At 53.4% G+C, this 20,266-nt stretch carries 17 protein-coding genes, 2 tRNA genes and 1 rRNA gene; 6 read left to right on the top strand and 14 right to left on the bottom strand.

Annotated features, from left to right (window positions below):
* Positions 1 to 183 precede the first annotated feature (183 nt).
* Together rho and trxA are read right to left on the bottom strand one after the other, a co-directional pair.
* The gene (rho, locus tag VH187_RS07575) at positions 184 to 1,443 is read right to left on the bottom strand and encodes a transcription termination factor Rho (protein ID WP_319629701.1); all 1,260 of its coding nucleotides are present in this window, start codon (positions 1,441 to 1,443) and stop codon (positions 184 to 186) included.
* Positions 1,444 to 1,776: 333 nt separating this feature from the next.
* Positions 1,777 to 2,106, bottom strand: coding sequence for a thioredoxin TrxA (gene trxA, locus VH187_RS07570; protein WP_329700852.1), 330 nt, complete (start codon positions 2,104 to 2,106; stop codon positions 1,777 to 1,779).
* Positions 2,107 to 2,258: 152 nt separating this feature from the next.
* On the opposite strand from trxA, the gene rhlB reads away from it, so the two are divergent.
* Positions 2,259 to 3,530: an ATP-dependent RNA helicase RhlB gene (gene rhlB / locus VH187_RS07565; protein WP_329700851.1), complete on the top strand. Its 1,272-nt coding sequence runs from the start codon at positions 2,259 to 2,261 to the stop codon at positions 3,528 to 3,530.
* Positions 3,531 to 3,537: 7 nt separating this feature from the next.
* Complete coding sequence (gene gppA / locus VH187_RS07560; protein ID WP_329700850.1) at positions 3,538 to 5,025, top strand: guanosine-5'-triphosphate,3'-diphosphate diphosphatase; 1,488 nt, start codon at positions 3,538 to 3,540, stop codon at positions 5,023 to 5,025.
* A gap of 42 nt (positions 5,026 to 5,067) precedes the next feature.
* Here gppA and rep read toward each other — a convergent pair whose 3' ends face one another.
* Complete coding sequence (gene rep, locus VH187_RS07555) at positions 5,068 to 7,089, bottom strand: DNA helicase Rep (RefSeq protein ID WP_329700849.1); 2,022 nt, start codon at positions 7,087 to 7,089, stop codon at positions 5,068 to 5,070.
* A gap of 84 nt (positions 7,090 to 7,173) precedes the next feature.
* Here rep and ppiC point away from each other — a divergent pair, with 84 nt between their 5' ends.
* Positions 7,174 to 7,455 (top strand): peptidylprolyl isomerase PpiC, encoded by a 282-nt coding sequence (gene ppiC, locus VH187_RS07550; RefSeq protein ID WP_329700848.1) that lies wholly within the window; start codon positions 7,174 to 7,176, stop codon positions 7,453 to 7,455.
* Between the two features lie 74 nt (positions 7,456 to 7,529).
* Here ppiC and ilvC read toward each other — a convergent pair whose 3' ends face one another.
* Positions 7,530 to 9,005: a ketol-acid reductoisomerase gene (gene ilvC, locus VH187_RS07545; protein ID WP_329700847.1), complete on the bottom strand. Its 1,476-nt coding sequence runs from the start codon at positions 9,003 to 9,005 to the stop codon at positions 7,530 to 7,532.
* A gap of 151 nt (positions 9,006 to 9,156) precedes the next feature.
* Between ilvC and ilvY the strand changes: the two genes are divergently transcribed.
* Positions 9,157 to 10,050 carry an HTH-type transcriptional activator IlvY gene (gene ilvY, locus VH187_RS07540; protein ID WP_329700846.1) on the top strand — a complete coding sequence of 298 codons (894 nt, stop codon included), beginning with the start codon at positions 9,157 to 9,159 and terminating at the stop codon, positions 10,048 to 10,050.
* A gap of 34 nt (positions 10,051 to 10,084) precedes the next feature.
* On the opposite strand, the gene ilvA is transcribed toward ilvY, so the two are convergent.
* From ilvA to ilvL, 6 genes are all read right to left on the bottom strand, one after another.
* Positions 10,085 to 11,626, bottom strand: a complete 1,542-nt coding sequence (ilvA, locus tag VH187_RS07535; protein ID WP_329700908.1) for a threonine ammonia-lyase, biosynthetic — start codon at positions 11,624 to 11,626, stop codon at positions 10,085 to 10,087.
* Between the two features lie 2 nt (positions 11,627 to 11,628).
* Entirely contained in the window at positions 11,629 to 13,479 is a 1,851-nt protein-coding gene (ilvD, locus tag VH187_RS07530) for a dihydroxy-acid dehydratase (RefSeq protein ID WP_329700845.1), read from the bottom strand.
* A 59-nt stretch (positions 13,480 to 13,538) separates the two neighbouring features.
* Positions 13,539 to 14,468 (bottom strand): branched-chain amino acid transaminase, encoded by a 930-nt coding sequence (locus VH187_RS07525; RefSeq protein ID WP_329700844.1) that lies wholly within the window; start codon positions 14,466 to 14,468, stop codon positions 13,539 to 13,541.
* A gap of 17 nt (positions 14,469 to 14,485) precedes the next feature.
* Entirely contained in the window at positions 14,486 to 14,749 is a 264-nt protein-coding gene (ilvM, locus tag VH187_RS07520) for an acetolactate synthase 2 small subunit (protein WP_329700843.1), read from the bottom strand.
* Positions 14,746 to 16,392 (bottom strand): acetolactate synthase 2 catalytic subunit, encoded by a 1,647-nt coding sequence (gene ilvG, locus VH187_RS07515; protein WP_329700842.1) that lies wholly within the window; start codon positions 16,390 to 16,392, stop codon positions 14,746 to 14,748. The genes ilvM and ilvG overlap by 4 nt, the downstream gene beginning before the upstream one ends.
* A gap of 138 nt (positions 16,393 to 16,530) precedes the next feature.
* On the bottom strand, positions 16,531 to 16,629 hold the full coding sequence (gene ilvL / locus VH187_RS07510) for an ilv operon leader peptide (RefSeq protein WP_001311244.1): 99 nt from the start codon (positions 16,627 to 16,629) through the stop codon (positions 16,531 to 16,533).
* Between the two features lie 326 nt (positions 16,630 to 16,955).
* Here ilvL and VH187_RS07505 point away from each other — a divergent pair, with 326 nt between their 5' ends.
* On the top strand, positions 16,956 to 18,476 hold the full coding sequence (locus VH187_RS07505) for a YifB family Mg chelatase-like AAA ATPase (RefSeq protein ID WP_329700841.1): 1,521 nt from the start codon (positions 16,956 to 16,958) through the stop codon (positions 18,474 to 18,476).
* Between the two features lie 25 nt (positions 18,477 to 18,501).
* Here VH187_RS07505 and VH187_RS07500 read toward each other — a convergent pair whose 3' ends face one another.
* The gene (locus VH187_RS07500) at positions 18,502 to 18,840 is read right to left on the bottom strand and encodes a MaoP family protein (RefSeq protein WP_329700840.1); all 339 of its coding nucleotides are present in this window, start codon (positions 18,838 to 18,840) and stop codon (positions 18,502 to 18,504) included.
* Between the two features lie 118 nt (positions 18,841 to 18,958).
* Here VH187_RS07500 and hdfR point away from each other — a divergent pair, with 118 nt between their 5' ends.
* Positions 18,959 to 19,780: an HTH-type transcriptional regulator HdfR gene (gene hdfR / locus VH187_RS07495; RefSeq protein ID WP_329700839.1), complete on the top strand. Its 822-nt coding sequence runs from the start codon at positions 18,959 to 18,961 to the stop codon at positions 19,778 to 19,780.
* Between the two features lie 93 nt (positions 19,781 to 19,873).
* On the opposite strand, the gene VH187_RS07490 is transcribed toward hdfR, so the two are convergent.
* The 3 genes from VH187_RS07490 to rrf form a co-directional block, all read right to left on the bottom strand.
* Positions 19,874 to 19,949: transfer RNA gene (locus VH187_RS07490), tRNA-Trp, on the bottom strand.
* Between the two features lie 53 nt (positions 19,950 to 20,002).
* A tRNA-Asp gene (locus tag VH187_RS07485) sits at positions 20,003 to 20,079 on the bottom strand.
* A 55-nt stretch (positions 20,080 to 20,134) separates the two neighbouring features.
* Positions 20,135 to 20,250, bottom strand: a 5S ribosomal RNA gene (rrf, locus tag VH187_RS07480).
* Positions 20,251 to 20,266: the final 16 nt, after the last annotated feature.

The following is a 20,266-nucleotide window of genomic DNA, read 5'->3' as shown; positions in this document are numbered from 1 at the left end:
GTGATTCTCCAGAAGAGGAATCAGCCCGAGTTTTGCAGGAGTTGTTTGTATTCTAACCAAAAAATGCAGATCAGTGAGAGAGATTCGGAATAAAGGTACATTGTCGTCGCAGAAAATGAGCTTTCTTATGCACCAAAAACAAAAACGCCACGCAGGTGCGTGGCGTTTTTAGCATTACGAGACTTACGAACGTTTCATCATGTCGAAGAAATCATCGTTCGTTTTGGTCATCGCCAGCTTATTAATGAGGAATTCCATCGCGTCAATCTCACCCATTGGGTGGATGATTTTACGCAGGATCCACATTTTCTGCAGCTCTTCCTGAGTGGTGAGCAGCTCTTCTTTACGCGTACCGGAACGGTTGTAGTCGATAGCAGGGAACACGCGTTTTTCGGCGATTTTACGCGCCAAATGCAGTTCCATGTTGCCAGTACCTTTAAATTCTTCGTAGATAACTTCATCCATTTTAGAACCGGTATCAACCAGTGCGGTAGCGATGATAGTCAAGCTACCACCCTCTTCCACGTTACGCGCAGCACCGAAGAAGCGTTTCGGACGGTGCAAGGCGTTAGCATCCACACCACCGGTCAATACTTTACCGGAAGCCGGTACTACGGTGTTGTAGGCACGCGCCAGACGGGTGATGGAATCGAGCAGAATGATAACGTCTTTCTTGTGCTCAACCAGACGTTTCGCCTTCTCGATAACCATTTCCGCAACCTGAACGTGACGAGAAGCAGGTTCGTCAAAGGTAGAAGCGATAACTTCACCTTTCACCAGACGCTGCATCTCGGTCACTTCTTCCGGACGTTCATCAATCAGCAGCACCATCAGCACACAATCTGGGTGATTGTAGGCGATGCTCTGTGCGATGTTCTGCAGCAGCATGGTTTTACCGGCTTTCGGCGGTGCAACAATCAGACCACGCTGACCGCGACCGATCGGCGATGCCAGATCCAGTACACGAGCGGTTAAGTCTTCGGTTGAGCCGTTACCACGTTCCATACGCAGACGAGAATTTGCGTGCAGCGGCGTTAAGTTCTCAAAGAGAATCTTGTTACGCGCATTTTCCGGCTTGTCATAGTTAACTTCGTTAACTTTTAACAATGCAAAGTAACGCTCACCCTCTTTCGGAGGACGAATCTTACCGGAAATGGTATCACCTGTGCGGAGGTTGAAACGGCGGATTTGGCTGGGGGAAACGTAGATGTCATCAGGGCCGGCGAGGTAGGAGCTGTCTGCGGAACGGAGGAAACCAAATCCATCCTGCAGAATCTCCAGCACACCGTCGCCAAAGATATCTTCGCCACTCTTCGCGTGCTGCTTCAGGATGGCAAATATGATGTCCTGTTTGCGCATACGGGCCAGGTTTTCCAGCCCCATATTTTCGCCGAGAGTAATCAGCTCAGAAACCGGCGTATTCTTTAATTCGGTAAGATTCATAGTGGTGTGAGGGGTAAATCTCGAACGTATGTGTGAATGGTATGGCAGGGTCATCCATGCCTGTTTGCGGCCATCAACTCATGTCTGTACGTTGCCTGGTCAAAGGAAAGGACGCAGAACTGAAACGACGAGACGGAAAAAGTGACGAGCCTGGAATCTATCAACTTCACGCGTAATAAAGAGGTGGTACGGGAAGTTTTGGCTAAATCAGATTCAAACTAAATAAGGTATGTTTAAAACGAAGTCAACGTTAACTTAGCACGACTCAGAGCGGGCGTCCAGCGGTCCCGACATTTTCGGAACAGTGGACGCCGCATCAACACCCGTGCTGGATCAGGCGAGGTTTGCTTCGAGGAACTCTTTCAGCTGGCCTTTAGACAGCGCGCCTACTTTGGTTGCGGCAACTTCACCGTTTTTGAACAGCAGCAGCGTTGGGATACCACGAATGCCGTATTTTGGTGCCGTACCCGGGTTCGCATCGATGTTCAGTTTTGCGACGGTCAGCTTACCTTCGAACTCTTCGGCGATTTCATCCAGAATCGGGGCAATCATTTTGCATGGACCGCACCACTCTGCCCAGAAATCAACGAGGGTCAGCCCGTCAGCTTTGAGTACGTCCGTGTCAAAACTATCGTCAGTCAGGTGAATAATTTTATCGCTCATATATAACTCCACAGGAATAAGCCTGGTGTGTTGGTGTAGCATTAATCAACTATCAACGTCGTGCTGATGTTGCTTTAGCCAACTAAAAGGTTGACGTTATTTCACCGGATACGCTTTCTTAATGCAATAGTAAGCTGATATTCTACCACACTATGAGCAAAACACATTTAACAGAACAGAAGTTTTCCGACTTCGCCCTGCACCCTCTGGTGATTCAAGCCCTTGAAACAAAAGGGTTTCATCATTGCACGCCCATTCAGGCACTCGCACTCCCGCTGACGCTGGCGGGTCGTGATGTTGCAGGTCAGGCGCAAACCGGAACCGGCAAAACGATGGCGTTCCTGACGTCAACGTTCCATTATCTTCTCTCTCACCCTGCCGCAGAGAACCGCCAGGTTAACCAACCGCGTGCGCTGATCATGGCTCCAACGCGTGAACTGGCTGTTCAAATCCATGCTGATGCAGAACCGCTGGCAAGCGCCACCGGCCTGAAGCTGGGTCTCGCCTATGGCGGCGACGGTTACGACAAACAATTGAAGGTCCTGGAAAGCGGCGTCGATATTCTGATCGGCACCACGGGCCGTCTCATTGATTATGCGAAACAGAATCACATTAACCTGGGCGCGATTCAGGTCGTGGTGCTGGACGAAGCCGATCGCATGTACGATCTGGGCTTTATTAAAGATATCCGTTGGCTGTTCCGCCGTATGCCGGCAACGAATCAGCGCCTGAACATGCTGTTCTCCGCCACGCTGTCTTACCGCGTGCGTGAACTGGCGTTCGAGCAAATGAATAACGCCGAGTACGTGGAAGTGGAGCCGGAGCAGAAAACCGGACACCGCATTCAGGAAGAACTTTTCTACCCGTCGAATGACGAGAAAATGCGTCTTCTGCAAACGTTAATTGAAGAAGAGTGGCCCGATCGCGCCATTATCTTTGCCAACACCAAGCATCGCTGCGAAGACATTTGGGGCCATCTGGCCGCCGATGGTCATCGTGTCGGTCTGCTGACTGGCGACGTAGCACAGAAAAAACGCCTGCGTATTCTTGAAGAATTCACGCGTGGCGATCTCGATATTCTGGTGGCTACTGACGTTGCTGCTCGTGGCCTGCACATCCCAGCCGTGACCCACGTCTTTAACTATGACCTGCCGGATGATTGTGAAGACTACGTACACCGTATCGGTCGTACCGGTCGTGCTGGCGCCAGCGGTCACTCCATCAGCCTCGCCTGTGAAGAGTACGCCCTGAATCTGCCGGCTATCGAAACCTATATCGGTCACTCGATTCCGCAGAGCAAGTACAACACCGATGCACTGATGAACGATTTGCCGAAGGCATTGCGCCTGACGCGTCCGCGTCCTGGCAACGGCCCACGCCGTTCTGGCGGCGGCGCACCACGTAATCGTCGACGTTCAGGTTAAAAACCTTATGCTCAGCGCCGCCTCTTCGCTTTATGCAGCTATCGATCTCGGTTCCAATAGTTTTCATATGCTGGTTGTGCGCGAAGTGGCGGGGAGCATTCAGACCCTGACACGCATCAAGCGTAAAGTCAGGCTGGCCGCCGGGTTAGGCAGTGACAACACACTGTCGCCTGAGGCCATGGAACGGGGCTGGCAATGTCTGCGTTTGTTTGCCGAACGTTTGCAGGACATTCCACACGCTCAAATCCGTGTCGTGGCAACCGCCACGCTGCGTCTCGCCGTTAATGCCGATGCCTTTCTTGCCAAAGCGCAAGACATCCTCGGCTGCCCGGTGCAGGTCATCAGCGGTGAAGAAGAAGCGCGCCTGATTTATCAGGGCGTGGCGCACACGACCGGTGGCGACGATCGCCGTCTGGTGGTGGATATCGGCGGAGCCAGCACCGAACTGGTGACCGGAACCGGTGCCCAAACCACCTCGTTGTTCAGCCTTTCCATGGGCTGTGTTACCTGGCTCGAACGCTACTTTACTGACAGAAATCTCGAACAAGCCCATTTTGATGCTGCCGAACAGGCCGCACGCGATGTGCTGCGCCCGATTACTGACGAATTGCGCCACCATGGCTGGAAAGTGTGTGTTGGCGCATCCGGCACCGTTCAGGCGTTGCAAGAAATCATGATGGCGCAAGGCATGGATGAGCGCATTACGCTCGCCAAGCTCCAGCAACTCAAACAACGTGCGATTCAATGTGGTCGTCTTGAAGAACTTGAGATTGAAGGCCTGACACTTGAACGCGCGCTGGTTTTCCCAAGTGGACTTGCCATTTTACTGGCGATTTTCAGCGAACTGGATATCCAATGCATGACGTTGGCTGGCGGTGCGCTGCGTGAAGGTCTGGTATACGGCATGCTGCATCTGGCCGTCGATCAGGACATCCGCAACCGTACGTTACGCAATATCCAGCGTCGATTTATGGTCGATACCGAGCAGGCACAACGTGTCGCGCAGCTGGCCTCCCATCTTGTCGATCAATGTGAGAAAAGTTGGGAAATCGAACCATTAAGCCGCGATTTGTTGCTAAGTGCCTGCCATTTACATGAAATCGGCCTGAGTGTCGATTTCAAGCAAGCTCCACAGCACGCCGCCTATCTGGTGAAAAATCTCGATTTACCAGGCTTTACGCCAGCACAAAAAAAGCTGCTCGCCACGTTGGTGTTCAACCAGACTAACCCGGTCGATCTGCCTTCGCTTCATCAGCAGAATGCTGTTCCGCCGCGTGTCGCCGACAGACTGTGCCGTTTGCTGCGTCTGGCTATTTTGTTCGCAGGGCGTCGCCGCGATGATCTGTTGCCAGAAATTATGCTGAGCGTGGAGGGGGAAACATTGACCCTGAAACTGCCGTCAGGCTGGCTGGAAAATCATCCACTGGGTGCGGAACTGGTATTGCAGGAAAGCCAGTGGCAGAGCTATGTCCACTGGCCTTTGATCGTCGAATAATTCTGTCTGGAGGCGCGATGCATCCGCGCCCATCCCATCACATTACTTCTCTTTGGCTTTCGCCAACATCGCTTTGATATTCGCCACGTTAGCCTGCCCTTTGTGCATCCGCTCTTCCGGCGACACCACTTTGCGCTCTTGCTCCCAGACGATATCGTCCTGCGGTAATTCCAGCAGGAAACGGCTCGGCTCCGGGCGCACCAGTTCGCCATATTGACGACGCTCTTTACAAAGCGTAAACGTCAGCTCTTTTTGTGCGCGGGTAATGCCTACATACGCCAGGCGGCGCTCTTCATCCACGTTATCTTCATCGATGCTGCTCTGGTGAGGCAGTAGCCCTTCTTCCATACCGACCAGATAGACATACGGAAACTCCAGTCCCTTTGACGCATGCAGCGTCATCAACTGCACCTGATCAAGGTCTTCGTCGCTTTCGCCACGCTCCATCATGTCACGCAGCGTGAAACGAGTGACGACCTGAGTCAGCGTCATCGGCTCATCCAGCTCGGAGCCTTCCAGCATTTCGGTCATCCAGCCAAACAGCGTATTGACGTTTTTCATCCGCATTTCAGCGGCTTTCGGGCTGGGCGAAGTCTCAAACAGCCACGATTCATAATCAATGCCGTGGATCAGATCACGCACCGCCGCCACTGGTTCACGCTCTGCCAGACGCTGTACTTCGCCCAGCCAATGCGTAAAACGAGTCAGCGATTCGTAGCCGCGCCCGGTCAGGGTTTGTGTCAGCCCCATATCGAAACTGGCGGCAAACATGCTTTTATTGCGCGTGGTTGCCCATTCGCCCAGCTTCTGCAACGTTGCCGGGCCTATCTCGCGCTTCGGTGTATTGACGATACGCAAGAACGCGCTGTCGTCATCCGGATTGGTCAGCACACGCAAGTAGGCCAGCAAATCTTTGATTTCGGGCCGCGAGAAAAACGACGTGCCGCCGGAGATGCGATACGGAATACGGTTTTGCATCAGTAACTTTTCGAACACCCGCGACTGATGGTTACCGCGATAGAGGATCGCGTAATCTTTGTAAGCCGTTTTATTGATGAAGTGATGGGCAATCAGTTCCCCAGCCACGCGTTCCGCTTCATGTTCTTCGTTATTGGCGCTCACCACTTTGAGTTCCGTGCCGTAGCCCAGCTCGGAAAATAGCTTTTTCTCAAAAACGTGCGGGTTATTGGCAATCAGGATGTTGGCCGCTTTCAGAATACGGCCAGAAGAGCGGTAGTTCTGCTCCAGTTTAACCACCTGCAATGCCGGGAAATCCTGGCTCAACAGCACCAGGTTTTGCGGACGCGCACCACGCCAGGAGTAAATTGACTGATCATCATCACCGACCACGGTAAAGCGTGCGCGGTTACCCACCAGCAGCTTCACCAGTTCATACTGGCTGGTGTTGGTATCCTGATATTCATCCACCAGCAGGTAGCGGATTTTGTTCTGCCAGCGTTCACGCACTTCTTCATTGCGCTGCAACAGCAGCGTCGGCAGCAAGATCAGATCGTCAAAATCCAGCACGTTGCAGGCTTTCATGTGCGCATCGTACAACCCGTAGCAGTGGGCAAAAATACGATCGCGCTCGCCTTGCGCATGAGCGGCCGCCTGTGAAGGCGTCATCAGATCGTTTTTCCAGTTGGAGATCGTCGAGATCAACTGCTGAAGCACCACTTTATCGTCATCGATCAGCCCTTCTGTCAGCTCTTTCAACAAGCCAACCTGATCGGTATCGTCAAACAGCGAGAAATTCGATTTCATTCCCAACGCGGCAAACTCACGCTTGATGACTTCCAGACCCAGGGTATGGAACGTGGAAATCATCAACCCGCGTGCTTCTTTACGGCCCATGGTCTGGGCGACACGTTCTTTCATTTCGCGTGCGGCTTTGTTGGTAAAGGTCACGGCGGCAATGTGTTTCGCCTGATAGCCACACTGGTGGATCAGGTGCGCGATTTTATTGGTGATCACACGGGTCTTGCCGGATCCAGCACCCGCCAGCACCAGGCAGGGTCCGGTGACGAATTCGACGGCTTGTTGTTGTCCGGGGTTTAAACGCATTAGAGTCACTCAATGAAAAACGGGAGGGCGGAAATAGAGCGTGGTAGTATAGCGAGCCTGAACCATACCACTCAAGGCACGATCATGGCAAAAACAGCAGCAGCACTGCATATCCTTGTAAAGGAAGAGAAACTGGCTTTGGATCTTTTAGAGCAGCTCAAAAACGGCGGCGATTTCGAGAAACTGGCGAAGAAGCACTCCACTTGCCCGTCAGGCAGAAAAGGCGGTCATTTAGGTGAATTCAAACAGGGCCAGATGGTGCCAGCGTTTGATAAAGTGGTGTTCTCTTGCCCGGTGCTGGAGCCAACAGGCCCACTGCACACCCAGTTTGGTTACCACATCATTAAAGTGCTGTACCGCAACTAAAGAAAAAGCCCGGTGGCGCTAGCGCTTACCGGGCCTACATTGCGGGTCAGCGAAGCGCCACCCGACATTTTCTCTTAGCTGGCAACCGCGATACGTTTCATATCGGTCATATAACCGCGCAGTTTTTTACCCACTTTCTCGATCTCGTGGCTGCGAATCGCTTCGTTCACGTCACGCAATTGAGCGTTATCTACCGCGCCTTCGGCAATCGCTTTGCCCAGGTCACCGGTTTGCAGCGTGGTCATGAACTCTTTCAGCAGCGGCACGCAAGCGTAAGAGAACAGGTAGTTACCGTATTCAGCCGTATCAGAGATAACGACGTTCATTTCATACAGACGCTTACGCGCAATGGTGTTAGCAATCAGCGGCAGCTCGTGCAGTGATTCGTAGTAAGCCGACTCTTCGATGATGCCAGAATCCACCATGGTTTCGAACGCCAGCTCAACGCCCGCTTTAACCATCGCAATCATCAGCACGCCTTTGTCGAAGTACTCCTGCTCGCTGATTTTACCGTCAAACTGAGAGGCGTTTTCGAACGCGGTCTTGCCGGTATCTTCACGCCAGGTCAGCAGATTTTTGTCGTCGTTGGCCCAGTCAGCCATCATGCCGGAAGAGAATTCGCCGGAGATGATGTCATCCATATGTTTCTGGAACAGCGGCGCCATAATCTCTTTCAACTGCTCGGACAACGCATAAGCACGCACTTTCGCCGGGTTGGACAGGCGATCCATCATCAGCGTGATACCGCCCTGCTTCAGCGCTTCAGTGATGGTCTCCCAGCCGAACTGAATCAGTTTTTCCGCGTAGGACGGGTCAGTGCCTTCTGCCACCAGCTTGTCGAAGCAAAGCAGAGAACCGGCCTGCAACATGCCGCACAGAATGGTTTGCTCGCCCATCAGGTCAGATTTCACTTCCGCAACGAAGGAAGATTCCAGCACGCCCGCACGGTCGCCACCGGTTGCCGCAGCCCAGGCTTTCGCAATCGCCATGCCTTCGCCTTTCGGATCGTTTTCCGGGTGAACAGCAATCAGCGTCGGCACACCGAAACCACGTTTGTATTCTTCACGCACTTCCGTACCCGGGCATTTCGGTGCGACCATCACCACGGTGATGTCTTTACGAATTTGCTCGCCCACTTCCACAATGTTGAAACCGTGGGAATAACCGAGCGCCGCGCCGTCTTTCATCAACGGCTGAACGGAACGCACAACGTCGGAGTGCTGTTTGTCTGGCGTCAGGTTTACAACCAGATCCGCCTGCGGGATCAAATCTTCGTAAGTGCCAACTTTAAAACCGTTTTCAGTCGCTTTACGCCATGATGCGCGCTTTTCAGCAATCGCTTCTTTACGCAGAGCGTAGGAGATATCCAGACCGGAATCACGCATGTTCAGGCCCTGGTTCAGACCCTGCGCGCCGCAGCCGACGATGACCACTTTTTTACCCTGAAGGTAGCTCGCACCATCGGCGAATTCGTCACGCGCCATGAAGCGGCATTTACCCAGCTGTGCCAGCTGCTGGCGCAGATTCAGAGTATTAAAGTAGTTAGCCATGGTGATACCTCGTGATGTTGTACTGTCTTATTGTTCGGTTCGCGTTTTGCGAGAATGAAACCACATTACAACAGGAAATTTGTTGCGGAAATTGATATATTCACAACATCACGTTGCAATTTATGCAATGTAAAACGGTGGAGTGCAGCCTGTGGATTTACGCGATCTAAAAATGTTCCTGCATCTGGCGGAAAGCCGCCACTTTGGCCGCAGTGCGAGGGCGATGCACGTCAGCCCTTCCACGCTTTCCCGGCAGATCCAGCGGCTGGAAGAAGATCTCGGTCAGCCGCTGTTTGTGCGTGATAACCGTACCGTCACGCTCACCGAAGCGGGCGAAGAACTGCGCGTTTTTGCTCAGCAGACGCTACTGCAGTATCAGCAACTGCGCCATACGCTCGATCAGCAAGGTCCGTCGCTTTCCGGGGAACTTCATATTTTCTGTTCGGTTACCGCCGCCTACAGTCATCTGCCGCCGATTCTTGACCGTTTCCGTGCTGAACATCCGTCGGTAGAAATTAAACTGACGACGGGTGATGCTGCCGATGCGATGGAAAAAGTCGTTACCGGCGAAGCGGATTTAGCCATTGCCGGTAAACCTGAAACGCTGCCCGGCGCGGTGTCATTCGCGATGCTGGAAAACCTGGCGGTGGTGCTGATTGCCCCGGCGCTCGCCTGCCCGGTGCGCAATCAGGTGTCACAAGAAAAGCCCGACTGGTCGACGGTGCCGTTTATCATGGCCGATCAGGGGCCCGTTCGTCGGCGCATCGAACTGTGGTTCCGCCGTCATAAAATCAGCAACCCGTCAATTTACGCCACCGTTGGCGGTCACGAAGCGATGGTGTCGATGGTTGCTCTCGGCTGTGGCGTGGCTCTGATCCCCGAAATCGTGCTGGAAAATAGCCCGGAGCCGGTGCGCAATCGCGTAATGATTTTAGAGCGCAGCGATGAGAAAACGCCGTTCGAACTCGGCGTGTGCGTGCAGAAAAAACGGCTGCACGAGCCACTGGTCAACGCGTTTTGGGGCATCGTGCAGGAGAAAAAATAGGGATTACCCACCCCGTAAGGAGTGGGTAAAAATATCAGGCAAGGAAGAAACGGAACGCCGGGTTTTGCGTTTCGTCGTGGCACTCGTAGCCCAGCTCGTTGAGTCGGGTTTCGAAATCCGGCTCATGTTCGCCAAGCTCAAATGCCGCCAGCACGCGACCATAATCGGTGCCGTGACTGCGGTAATGGAACAACGAAATGTTCCAGTGAGTGCCGAGGGTATAGAGGAATTTCAGCAACGCACCGGGGGATTCCGGGAATTCAAAGCTGTACAAACGTTCCTGTAACGGCTTCGACGGACGCCCGCCAACCATGTAACGCACGTGCAGTTTCGCCATTTCATCGTCAGACAAATCCACCACGCTGTAACCGCCATCATGCAGCAGACTGAGGATCTCTTTGCGCTCTTCCAGCCCACGACTCAGACGGACGCCCACAAAAATGCAGGCATCTTTGGCATCGGCAAAACGGTAGTTAAATTCCGTTACCGAACGCCCGCCGAGCAGTTGGCAGAATTTAAGGAAACTGCCTTTTTCTTCCGGAATGGTTACTGCCAGCAGCGCTTCGCGTTGTTCGCCCAACTCGCAGCGTTCGGAAACGTAACGCAGTCCGTGGAAGTTAACGTTCGCACCGGAAAGCACATGCGCCAGACGTTCACCGCGAATGTTGTGCTGTGCGATGTATTTTTTCATGCCTGCCAGCGCCAGCGCGCCGGAAGGCTCTGCCACCGCTCGCACATCTTCAAACAGATCTTTCATCGCCGCACAAATAGCGTCGCTATCGACGGTGATAATGTCGTCGAGATATTCCTGACACAGACGGAACGTTTCATCGCCGATACGCTTTACCGCCACGCCTTCTGCAAACAGCCCGACGCGCGCTAAATCCACCGGATGCCCGGCATCCAGCGCCGCTTTCAGGCACGCTGAATCTTCCGCTTCCACCGCAATCACTTTAATTTGCGGCATCAGTTGCTTGATCAGCACCGCGACACCCGCCGCCAGACCGCCGCCGCCAACCGGCACGAAAACTCTGTCGAGATGCGCGTCTTGTTGCAGCATTTCCAGCGCCAGCGTGCCCTGCCCGGCAATCACCATCGGGTGATCGAACGGCGGCACCCAGGTGAAGCCTTGTTGCTGTGCAAGCTCAATGGCTTTGGCTTTCGCTTCATCGAAATTGGCACCGTGCAGTAGCACTTCGCCGCCGAAGCCGCGCACCGCATCAACTTTAATATCTGCGGTAGCTACCGGCATCACAATCAACGCTTTGATCCCAAGACGCGCCGAAGAGAACGCCACACCCTGCGCATGATTGCCCGCCGAGGCTGTGATCACCCCGCTGGCTTTCTGTTCTTCCGTCAGGCTCGCCATCATTGCGTAAGCCCCGCGCAGCTTGAAGCTGTGAACCGGCTGACGGTCTTCACGTTTCACCAGCACCACGTTGTCGAGACGCGCAGAGATTTTTTCCATCTTCTGCAATGGTGTAACCTGCACGGCCTCATAGACCGGGGCGCGGAGCACTGCGCGGAGATATTCCGCCCCCTCAGGGGCGGTGGATAGCGGTTGGGATTCGGCCATCATTAGCCCCCAAGTTTGGATTTATCGCGCACCGCGCCTTTGTCCGCACTGGTCGCCAGACTGGCGTAGGCTCGCAGCGCGAAGGAAACCTGACGCTCACGGTTACGCGGTGTCCACGCCTGATCGCCACGAGCTTCCTGCGCTTCACGACGCGCCGCCAGTTCCTGATCGCTCAGTTGCAGTTGGATGCCACGGCTCGGGATGTCGATAGCAATCATATCGCCGTCTTCGATCAGCGCGATGTTGCCGCCGCTGGCCGCTTCCGGGGAAACGTGACCGATGGACAGACCTGATGTACCGCCGGAGAAACGCCCGTCAGTGACCAGCGCACAAGCTTTGCCGAGGCCCATCGATTTCAGGTAGGTGGTTGGGTAGAGCATTTCCTGCATGCCCGGCCCGCCTTTCGGCCCTTCGTAGCGGATAACGACGACGTCGCCCGCGACAACTTTCCCGCCGAGGATCGCGTCAACCGCATCGTCCTGGCTTTCGTACACTTTCGCCGGGCCGGTAAATTTCAGGTTACTGTCATCCACGCCTGCGGTTTTTACGATACAGCCGTTTTCCGCGAAATTACCGTACAACACGGCAAGACCACCGTCCTGACTGTAGGCGTGTTCCAGTGAACGGATACAGCCTTCGGCGCGATCGTCATCCAGCGTGTCCCAGCGGCAGCTTTGCGAGAACGCTTTGGTGGTGCGAATGCCCGCCGGACCTGCACGGAACATGGTTTTCACCGCCTCATCTTTGGTCAGCATCACGTCGTACTGATCCAACGTTTGCGGCAGAGAAAGGCCGAGTACGTTCTTCACGTCGCGATTCAGCAGCCCGGCGCGGTCGAGTTCACCGAGAATACCGAGTACGCCACCAGCACGGTGAACATCTTCCATGTGGTATTTCTGCGTACTTGGCGCGACTTTACACAGCTGCGGTATTTTGCGGGAGAGCTTGTCGATATCGCTCATGGTGAAATCGATTTCGGCTTCCTGCGCTGCGGCCAGCAGGTGCAGAACGGTGTTAGTGGAACCGCCCATGGCGATATCCAGCGTCATTGCGTTCTCGAATGCTTCTTTGCAGGCAATGTTGCGCGGCAGCGCGGTTTCGTCATCTTTCTCGTAATAGCGTTTGGTCAGTTCAACAATGCGTTTCCCCGCATTGAGGAACAGCTCTTCACGGTCAGAGTGCGTGGCCAGCAGCGAGCCGTTGCCCGGCTGCGAGAGGCCCAAAGCTTCGGTCAGACAGTTCATCGAGTTGGCGGTGAACATACCAGAACAGGAACCGCAAGTCGGGCATGCGGAGCGTTCAATCTGATCGCTCTGCTCGTCAGACACGTTCGGGTTCGCGCCCTGAATCATCGCATCGACCAGATCCAGTTTGATAATCTGATCGGAGAGTTTAGTTTTCCCGGCTTCCATCGGGCCGCCGGAAACAAAGATCACCGGAATATTCAGGCGCAGCGACGCCATCAGCATCCCCGGGGTGATTTTGTCGCAGTTGGAAATACACACCATCGCATCAGCACAGTGCGCATTGACCATATACTCCACGGAGTCGGCGATAAGCTCGCGCGACGGCAGAGAATACAGCATGCCGCCGTGGCCCATGGCGATCCCGTCATCCACGGCGATGGTGTTGAACTCTTTCGCGACGCCGCCGGAGGCTTCGATTTGCTCAGCAACCAGTTTACCGAGGTCGCGCAGATGAACGTGGCCCGGCACGAACTGGGTAAACGAGTTCACAACGGCAATAATCGGTTTGCCGAAATCGTCGTCAGTCATCCCGGTGGCGCGCCACAGTGCGCGGGCACCGGCCATATTACGGCCATGAGTGGTTGTGGCGGAACGGTACTTAGGCATGCTCTGTTTACTCCGTCTGTCTGTTAAAGGGGACGATGCGTGCCGTCCCGTTTTTATACTTATGAATTAACCTGATCCAACCAGCCCCATTTGTCTTCGGTTTCGCCCGTGAAGAGGCCGAAGAAAGCTTGCTGGATACGTTTGGTGACCGGGCCGCAACGGCCTTCGCCCACCTGGATACCATCGACGCTGCGTACTGGCGTAATTTCTGCGGCGGTGCCGGACATGAACACTTCGTCGGCCAGGTACAGGGATTCGCGAGACAGCACCTGTTCGCGGACTTCGATATCTAACTCTTTCGCCAGCTTGATGATCGCATCGCGGGTAATGCCCGGCAGCGCAGAAGAGGTAAACGGCGGCGTGAACAGAATGCCGTCTTTCACTTCAAACAGGTTCTCGCCTGCGCCTTCAGAGATATAGCCGTTCACATCCAGCGCAATCCCTTCCTGGTAGCCGTGGCGGCGCGCTTCGCTGCCAACCAACAGAGAGGAAAGGTAGTTACCACCGGCTTTTGCGGCGGTCGGAATGGTGTTTGGTGCGACGCGATTCCAGGAAGAAACCATTGCGTCGATTCCCTGATCCAGCGCTTCGGCGCCCAGATATGCACCCCAAGGGAAAGCGGCAATGATAACGTCAGTGGTGTAACCATCCGGCGGATTTACGCCCATACCTACGTCGCCGACAAAGACCAGTGGACGGATATATGCGCTGGTCAGACTATTTTTGCGAATGACCTGACGACAGGCTTCCATCAGCTCGTCAACGCTTTGAGACACCGGGAAACGATAGATTTTGGCTGAATCACGCAGACGTTGCATGTGTTCACGATGACGGAACACTACCGGGCCTTTGTGAGAATCGTAGCAACGGATGCCTTCGAAGACGGACGTTCCATAGTGCAACGCATGGGACATCACGTGAACCTTCGCTTCACCCCATGGAACCATCTCACCGTTAAACCAGATGTAATCAGCTTTTTTCGTCGTCATTATTCTTCCTTTTGCGCTCAGGCGCGGATTTGTTGTGATGTTGTTGTTCGTTGCTGGATCTCGACGCGGGCGACGTCGACCAGTTTACTTAACTGGCTAAACAGTAATTCGACTGGACGGAGACTGGCAACGGTCAATTCAATATTTATGTTCTGCGAGTCGGTGGCGGTTTCCATATTCATGGCGCAAATTTGAAAACCACGATGGCGTACCACGCGCAAAACACGTTCTAACGTTTCCGGATTAAAGCGCGCCTGTACGGCAACCTGATGATGCATCATGATAATTTCTCCAGCATTTCTGCATTACTGGCACCCGGTGGTACCAGCGGCCAGACGTTTTCGAGCTCGTCGATGGAAACATGAAGCAGATAGGGCCCTTCGCTGTTCAGCATGGTGTCGAGTGCCGCTTCAACCTGATCTTTACGGGTGATGTGCTGACCTGGAATACCAAAAGCGCTGGCCAGCATGAGGAAATCGGGATTATCGGTCAGCGTGGTTTCGCTGTAGCGCTCCTGGAAAAAGAGCTGCTGCCACTGGCGAACCATGCCCAGACGTTGGTTATCCAACAACAGAATCTTGAGCGGCAGCTGTTTGCGCTTCACCGTGCCAAGTTCCTGCACGTTCATCATGAAGGAGCCATCGCCCGACACACAGATTACTGTATCGTTCGGACGCGCCACCTGCGCGCCAACCGCAGCAGGCAGGCCGAAGCCCATCGTCCCTAAGCCGCTGGAGGTAATGAAATTTTCTGGTCGAGTGTAGGTCATATGCTGCGCGGACCACATCTGATGCTGGCCCACATCGGTCGTAACGACACTGTTTGCGGGCTTGCGATCGGAAAGTTGTTTGAGCAACAACGGGGCGTAAATAGCGTCACCCGGATGGTCATATCGCCAAACGTTTTCGACACGCAATTCAGCGGTGTGTTGACGCCACGCATCAATGTTCAAGGGCTGCTGCAAGGCGGGCAATAAAGCATTCAGATCGCCCTGCAAACCTACATGAATCTGGCGCAGTTTGTTCAACTCTGCCGGATCGATATCCATGTGGATGACTTTCGCATGCGGCGCGAAGGTGTTCAGCTTGCCGGTCACGCGGTCGTCAAAACGTGCGCCGACAGCGATCAGTAAATCACACTGCTGTACTGCCAGATTTGCCGCTTTGGTGCCGTGCATGCCCAACATCGCCAGGTAATACGGGTAATCGGCATCAACTGCGCCTAACCCTTTCAGCGTACAGGTCACTGGCATTTGTGTTACAGCGAGAAACTCACGCAGCGCGGGCACAGCCTGCGCCATCCCCACACCGCCACCGACGTACAGCATTGGCTGGCTCGCCGCGGCGATCATCTGACGGGCTTGTTCGACCTCTTCAAACGGGAAATTATCCTCGTCTTCAACCGTGGAGAAATGAGGCTCTAACGCACTCATCGCCACCTGAATGTCTTTTGGGATATCAACTAAAACCGGACCAGGGCGGCCTGAGTTTGCGATTTGGAAAGCTTCGGCCATCACCCGTGGCAACTCTTCCAATGACTGCACGAGGAAACTATGTTTGGTGCAGGCCAATGACAAGCCGAGAACGTCTACTTCCTGAAAAGCATCGGTCCCGATCAGCGGTGAACCCACCTGCCCGGTGATCGCCACCACAGGAACGGAGTCCAGCAACGCATCAGCCAGACCGGTTATCAGGTTGGTTGCACCCGGACCGGACGTCGCCATGCACACGCCAGTTTTGCCGGTCGCGCGGGCATAACCAATGGCCGCTATAGCCGCACCTTGCTCATGGCGACACAGCAGGTGTTCCACGCCGCCGTCATACAATGCATCGTAGATCGGCATGATTGCGCCACCCGGATAGCCGAATACTGTCTCGACTCCCTGCGCTCGCAACGCATGTACTACCCATTGAGCCCCATTCATAGTCACTTCCCCGTCGCTTTTCGCGAGAAACAGAATTTTATGCTAGGCGTCATATTATGTTCCTCATTGTTTTTCGCAGTCATAAAAAAACCCCCGGACCTTTCGGTGCGGGGGTCTTAGTTCGTTAAGGCTTGTTTTCTAAGCCTTTCCTCTTCCAAGTGCAGCCCCGCACGGTGGGATAATAATCACCACCACGCTAATCACGACCAGGCTAATCACTCGTAGAAGGGCTGTCATTTTGTCTACTGTTGGCTTCATGTTCGAAGGAATACCTAAAGAGTTACCACAGATGAGGGAAAGAAAACAAGATTTTTTTATAATGCGATTTCCGATCTGGCTAACGATATTGGCAAAAAGTATTGTTTTTCATAAGAAATACCTGAAATGAAAATTATTCACTCAACGGCCTCATACAAATTGCTTCATGTTTTATCGATCGTGCTTCCAATTGTTTGCAACAGCGATGAAAGATCGCAAAAAGTCAGGAACCACGCACGTAAATTTCCATTTTGTTCATTGTCGCAGGAGGGAGAGACAGCATAGTGTTTTCTCACGGAGGCATTATGTCATTGTCGATTATTTATACCCGAGCAGCACTGGGCGTGAACGCCCCACTCATCACCGTGGAAGTGCATATCAGTAACGGATTACCCGGCTTAACGATGGTTGGCTTACCAGAAACTGCGGTGAAAGAGGCGCGTGATCGGGTCAGAAGTGCAGTTATAAACAGCGGTTATGAATTTCCAGCCAAGAAGATAACCATTAACCTGGCACCCGCTGATTTGCCAAAAGAAGGCGGGCGATATGATTTGCCTATCGCGATTGCGCTCCTGGCAGCCTCTGAGCAACTCAATACGACCAGACTTAACCAATACGAGTTCCTCGGTGAACTTGCCCTTACAGGTGCGATACGTGGCGTGACAGGCGCTATTTCAGGGGCGATGGAAGCCATAAGAGCTGGACACCAGATTATTCTGGCTACCGAAAATGCTCCCGAGGTTGGCCTGATTGGTGGAACAGACTGCTTTATTGCCAGTCATTTGCAGGAGGTTTGTGCTTTTCTTGAGGGACGAACTGAACTGGAACATCCTGCCATACAGGAAGAAGCCTCGATCATGTCTGACGCCGATATTAGCGACGTTATAGGACAGCAACAGGGAAAGCGTGCACTGGAAATTACAGCCGCAGGGGGTCATAACCTGTTGCTAGTGGGGCCACCCGGTACGGGAAAAACAATGCTGGCCAGCCGGTTACCAGGCATCCTTCCCTCTCTGAGCAATCAGGAAGCGCTGGAGAGTGCGGCAATTCTGAGCCTGGTCAGTACAGGGCATGTGCACAAACAATGGCGCAAGCGTCCATTCCGCTCGCCTCACCATAGTGCATCACTGACAGCAATGGTTGGTGGGGGTGCTATCCCTGCGCCAGGTGAAATTTCTCTCGCCCATAACGGCATACTTTTTCTCGATGAATTGCCCGAGTTTGAGCGGCGGGTCCTTGATGCGTTGCGTGAACCCATTGAATCAGGAAAGATTCATATCTCCCGTACTCGAGCAAAAATTACTTACCCCGCTCGCTTCCAACTCATTGCTGCGATGAATCCCAGCCCTACCGGACACTATCAGGGCAACCTTAATCGTAGCTCTCCGGAACAGGTGTTGCGCTATTTGGCCCGGCTATCGGGCCCCTTTCTTGATCGATTTGATCTTTCGCTTGAGATCCCACTTCCGCCGCCAGGTTTGCTGAGCCAGCCTCCTGAAAAAGGTGAAAGCAGCCAGACGGTAAAACAGAGGGTCGTAGCAGCCCAACAACAACAGTTATCTCGTCAGGGGAAACTCAATGCACTTCTGGAAAGCCATGAAATTAAAATCTGGTGCGCGTTGCAGGCTGAAGACGCGATGTGGCTGGAACAGGCATTGATCCATCTGGGATTATCCATTCGGGCCTGGCAACGATTGGTTAAGGTGTCGCGAACGATTGCCGATCTCGCCGGAGCAGAGCAGATTGCGCGTGAGCATTTACAGGAAGCACTCGGATATCGTGCGATAGAAAGGTTACTTATTCATCTACAGAAAATGATGGCGTAAAAAAGGGGCTTTCGCCCCTTTCTTATTAATCGTCGCTTTCGGTGTAGTCTTCTGCACCTTCTGTCTGTGGCTTACCGCCAGACAGGGTATGGAAGCGTTTTGGCCGTTTGATTCGCGCCATGTATTTAATCCACACTCGCTCAATCTCTGTGGCTGGCTCGCGCTCACCGCGGCATACCGCTACAAACTGTTTTTCGTCTTCAGTTGCAGGTTCACGGTGCCCCAGATCCAGCTCATTAAACGCATAACCGTGGCGCTCCAGCAATTGGGCTTCTTTAATGGTGAAATCACCATGACGAGAGAACCCACGCGGATAATTTTTATTGTCGAAAAAACGATTAGTCGTCGTAAAGCTTTCCGCCATCCTACACGCTCCTAATTCTTTGGCTGAGCTATTTATGGCGCGGAGTATTAGTTACGCTTGACAGAGCGTCAAACAAAACATTTAAATCAACACGACAAATAATTTTGTGGAGAAGGTTGTGGATACGGAATTGCTAAAAACTTTCCTCGAAGTGAGCCGAACACGCCACTTTGGGCGCGCGGCTGAAGCGTTGTACCTGACACAGTCGGCCATCAGCTTTCGTATTCGTCAGCTTGAAAACCAGCTTGGAGTGAATTTATTCACCCGCCATCGCAACAATATTCGCCTGACTGCGGCCGGCGAAAAGCTTCTTCCGTATGCCGAAACGCTAATGAGCACCTGGCAATTGGCCCGCAAAGAAGTCGCCAACACCTCCCGGCATAATGAGTTCTCTATTGGGGCCAGTGCCTCATTGTGGGAATGTATGCTGAACGGGTGGCTTGGGCGACTTTATACTGAGCACAATAACCTGCAATTTGAAGCACGTATCGCTCAGCGACAGTCACTGGTAAAACAATTACACGAGCGTCAGCTGGATCTGTTGATAACCACCGAAGCACCTAAAATGGATGAGTTCAGTAGCCAGCTTCTGGGGCATTTCACGCTGGCCCTCTATTGCGCCAACCCTTCACAGGTAAAGGCAAATCTGAACTATCTGCGGTTGGAATGGGGCCCCGACTTCCATCAGCATGAAGCTGGGCTTATCCCATCAGATGATATTCCACTCCTGACAACAAGCTCTGCGGAACTGGCAAGACAACAACTCGCACCGCTTAAGGGCTGCGCCTGGTTACCGATGGCATGGGCAAAAATGAAGGATGGATTACATACGGTGTCTGATAGCGCGACACTTTCACGTCCGCTCTATGCTATTTGGCTGCAAAATAGCGATAAGCAGGCTCAAATTCGCGAGATCTTAAAACTAACAGTGATGGATTGAGAATTTTCGTAAGTACGGAGTGATGGGTAGCGGATGAAAATCCGCTGAATTTTGAGCAAAAAAAATCCTTTGCCGAAGCAAAGGATCATTATATGGCAGGGGCGGAGAGACTCGAACTCGCGACACCCGGTTTTGGAGACCGGTGCTCTACCAACTGAGCTACGCCCCTAAATGACGCTTATCATTAAGCCCGCAATAAAGCAGGCTTAATTTTCTAATAAGTGGCGGAACGGACGGGACTCGAACCCGCGACCCCCTGCGTGACAGGCAGGTATTCTAACCGACTGAACTACCGCTCCACCGAATTTCTCTACAACTCCCGGTTTCGTTCCCCGGGTTACTGCTTAATTTGATGCCTGGCAGTTCCCTACTCTCGCATGGGGAGACCCCACACTACCATCGGCGCTACGGCGTTTCACTTCTGAGTTCGGCATGGGGTCAGGTGGGACCACCGCGCTGTTGCCGCCAGGCAAATTCTGTATGACC

Source organism: Scandinavium sp. (genome assembly GCF_036271055.1).
In the GTDB taxonomy this organism is placed as follows: domain Bacteria; phylum Pseudomonadota; class Gammaproteobacteria; order Enterobacterales; family Enterobacteriaceae; genus Scandinavium.
This window is presented reverse-complemented; position numbering and strand designations above follow the sequence as displayed.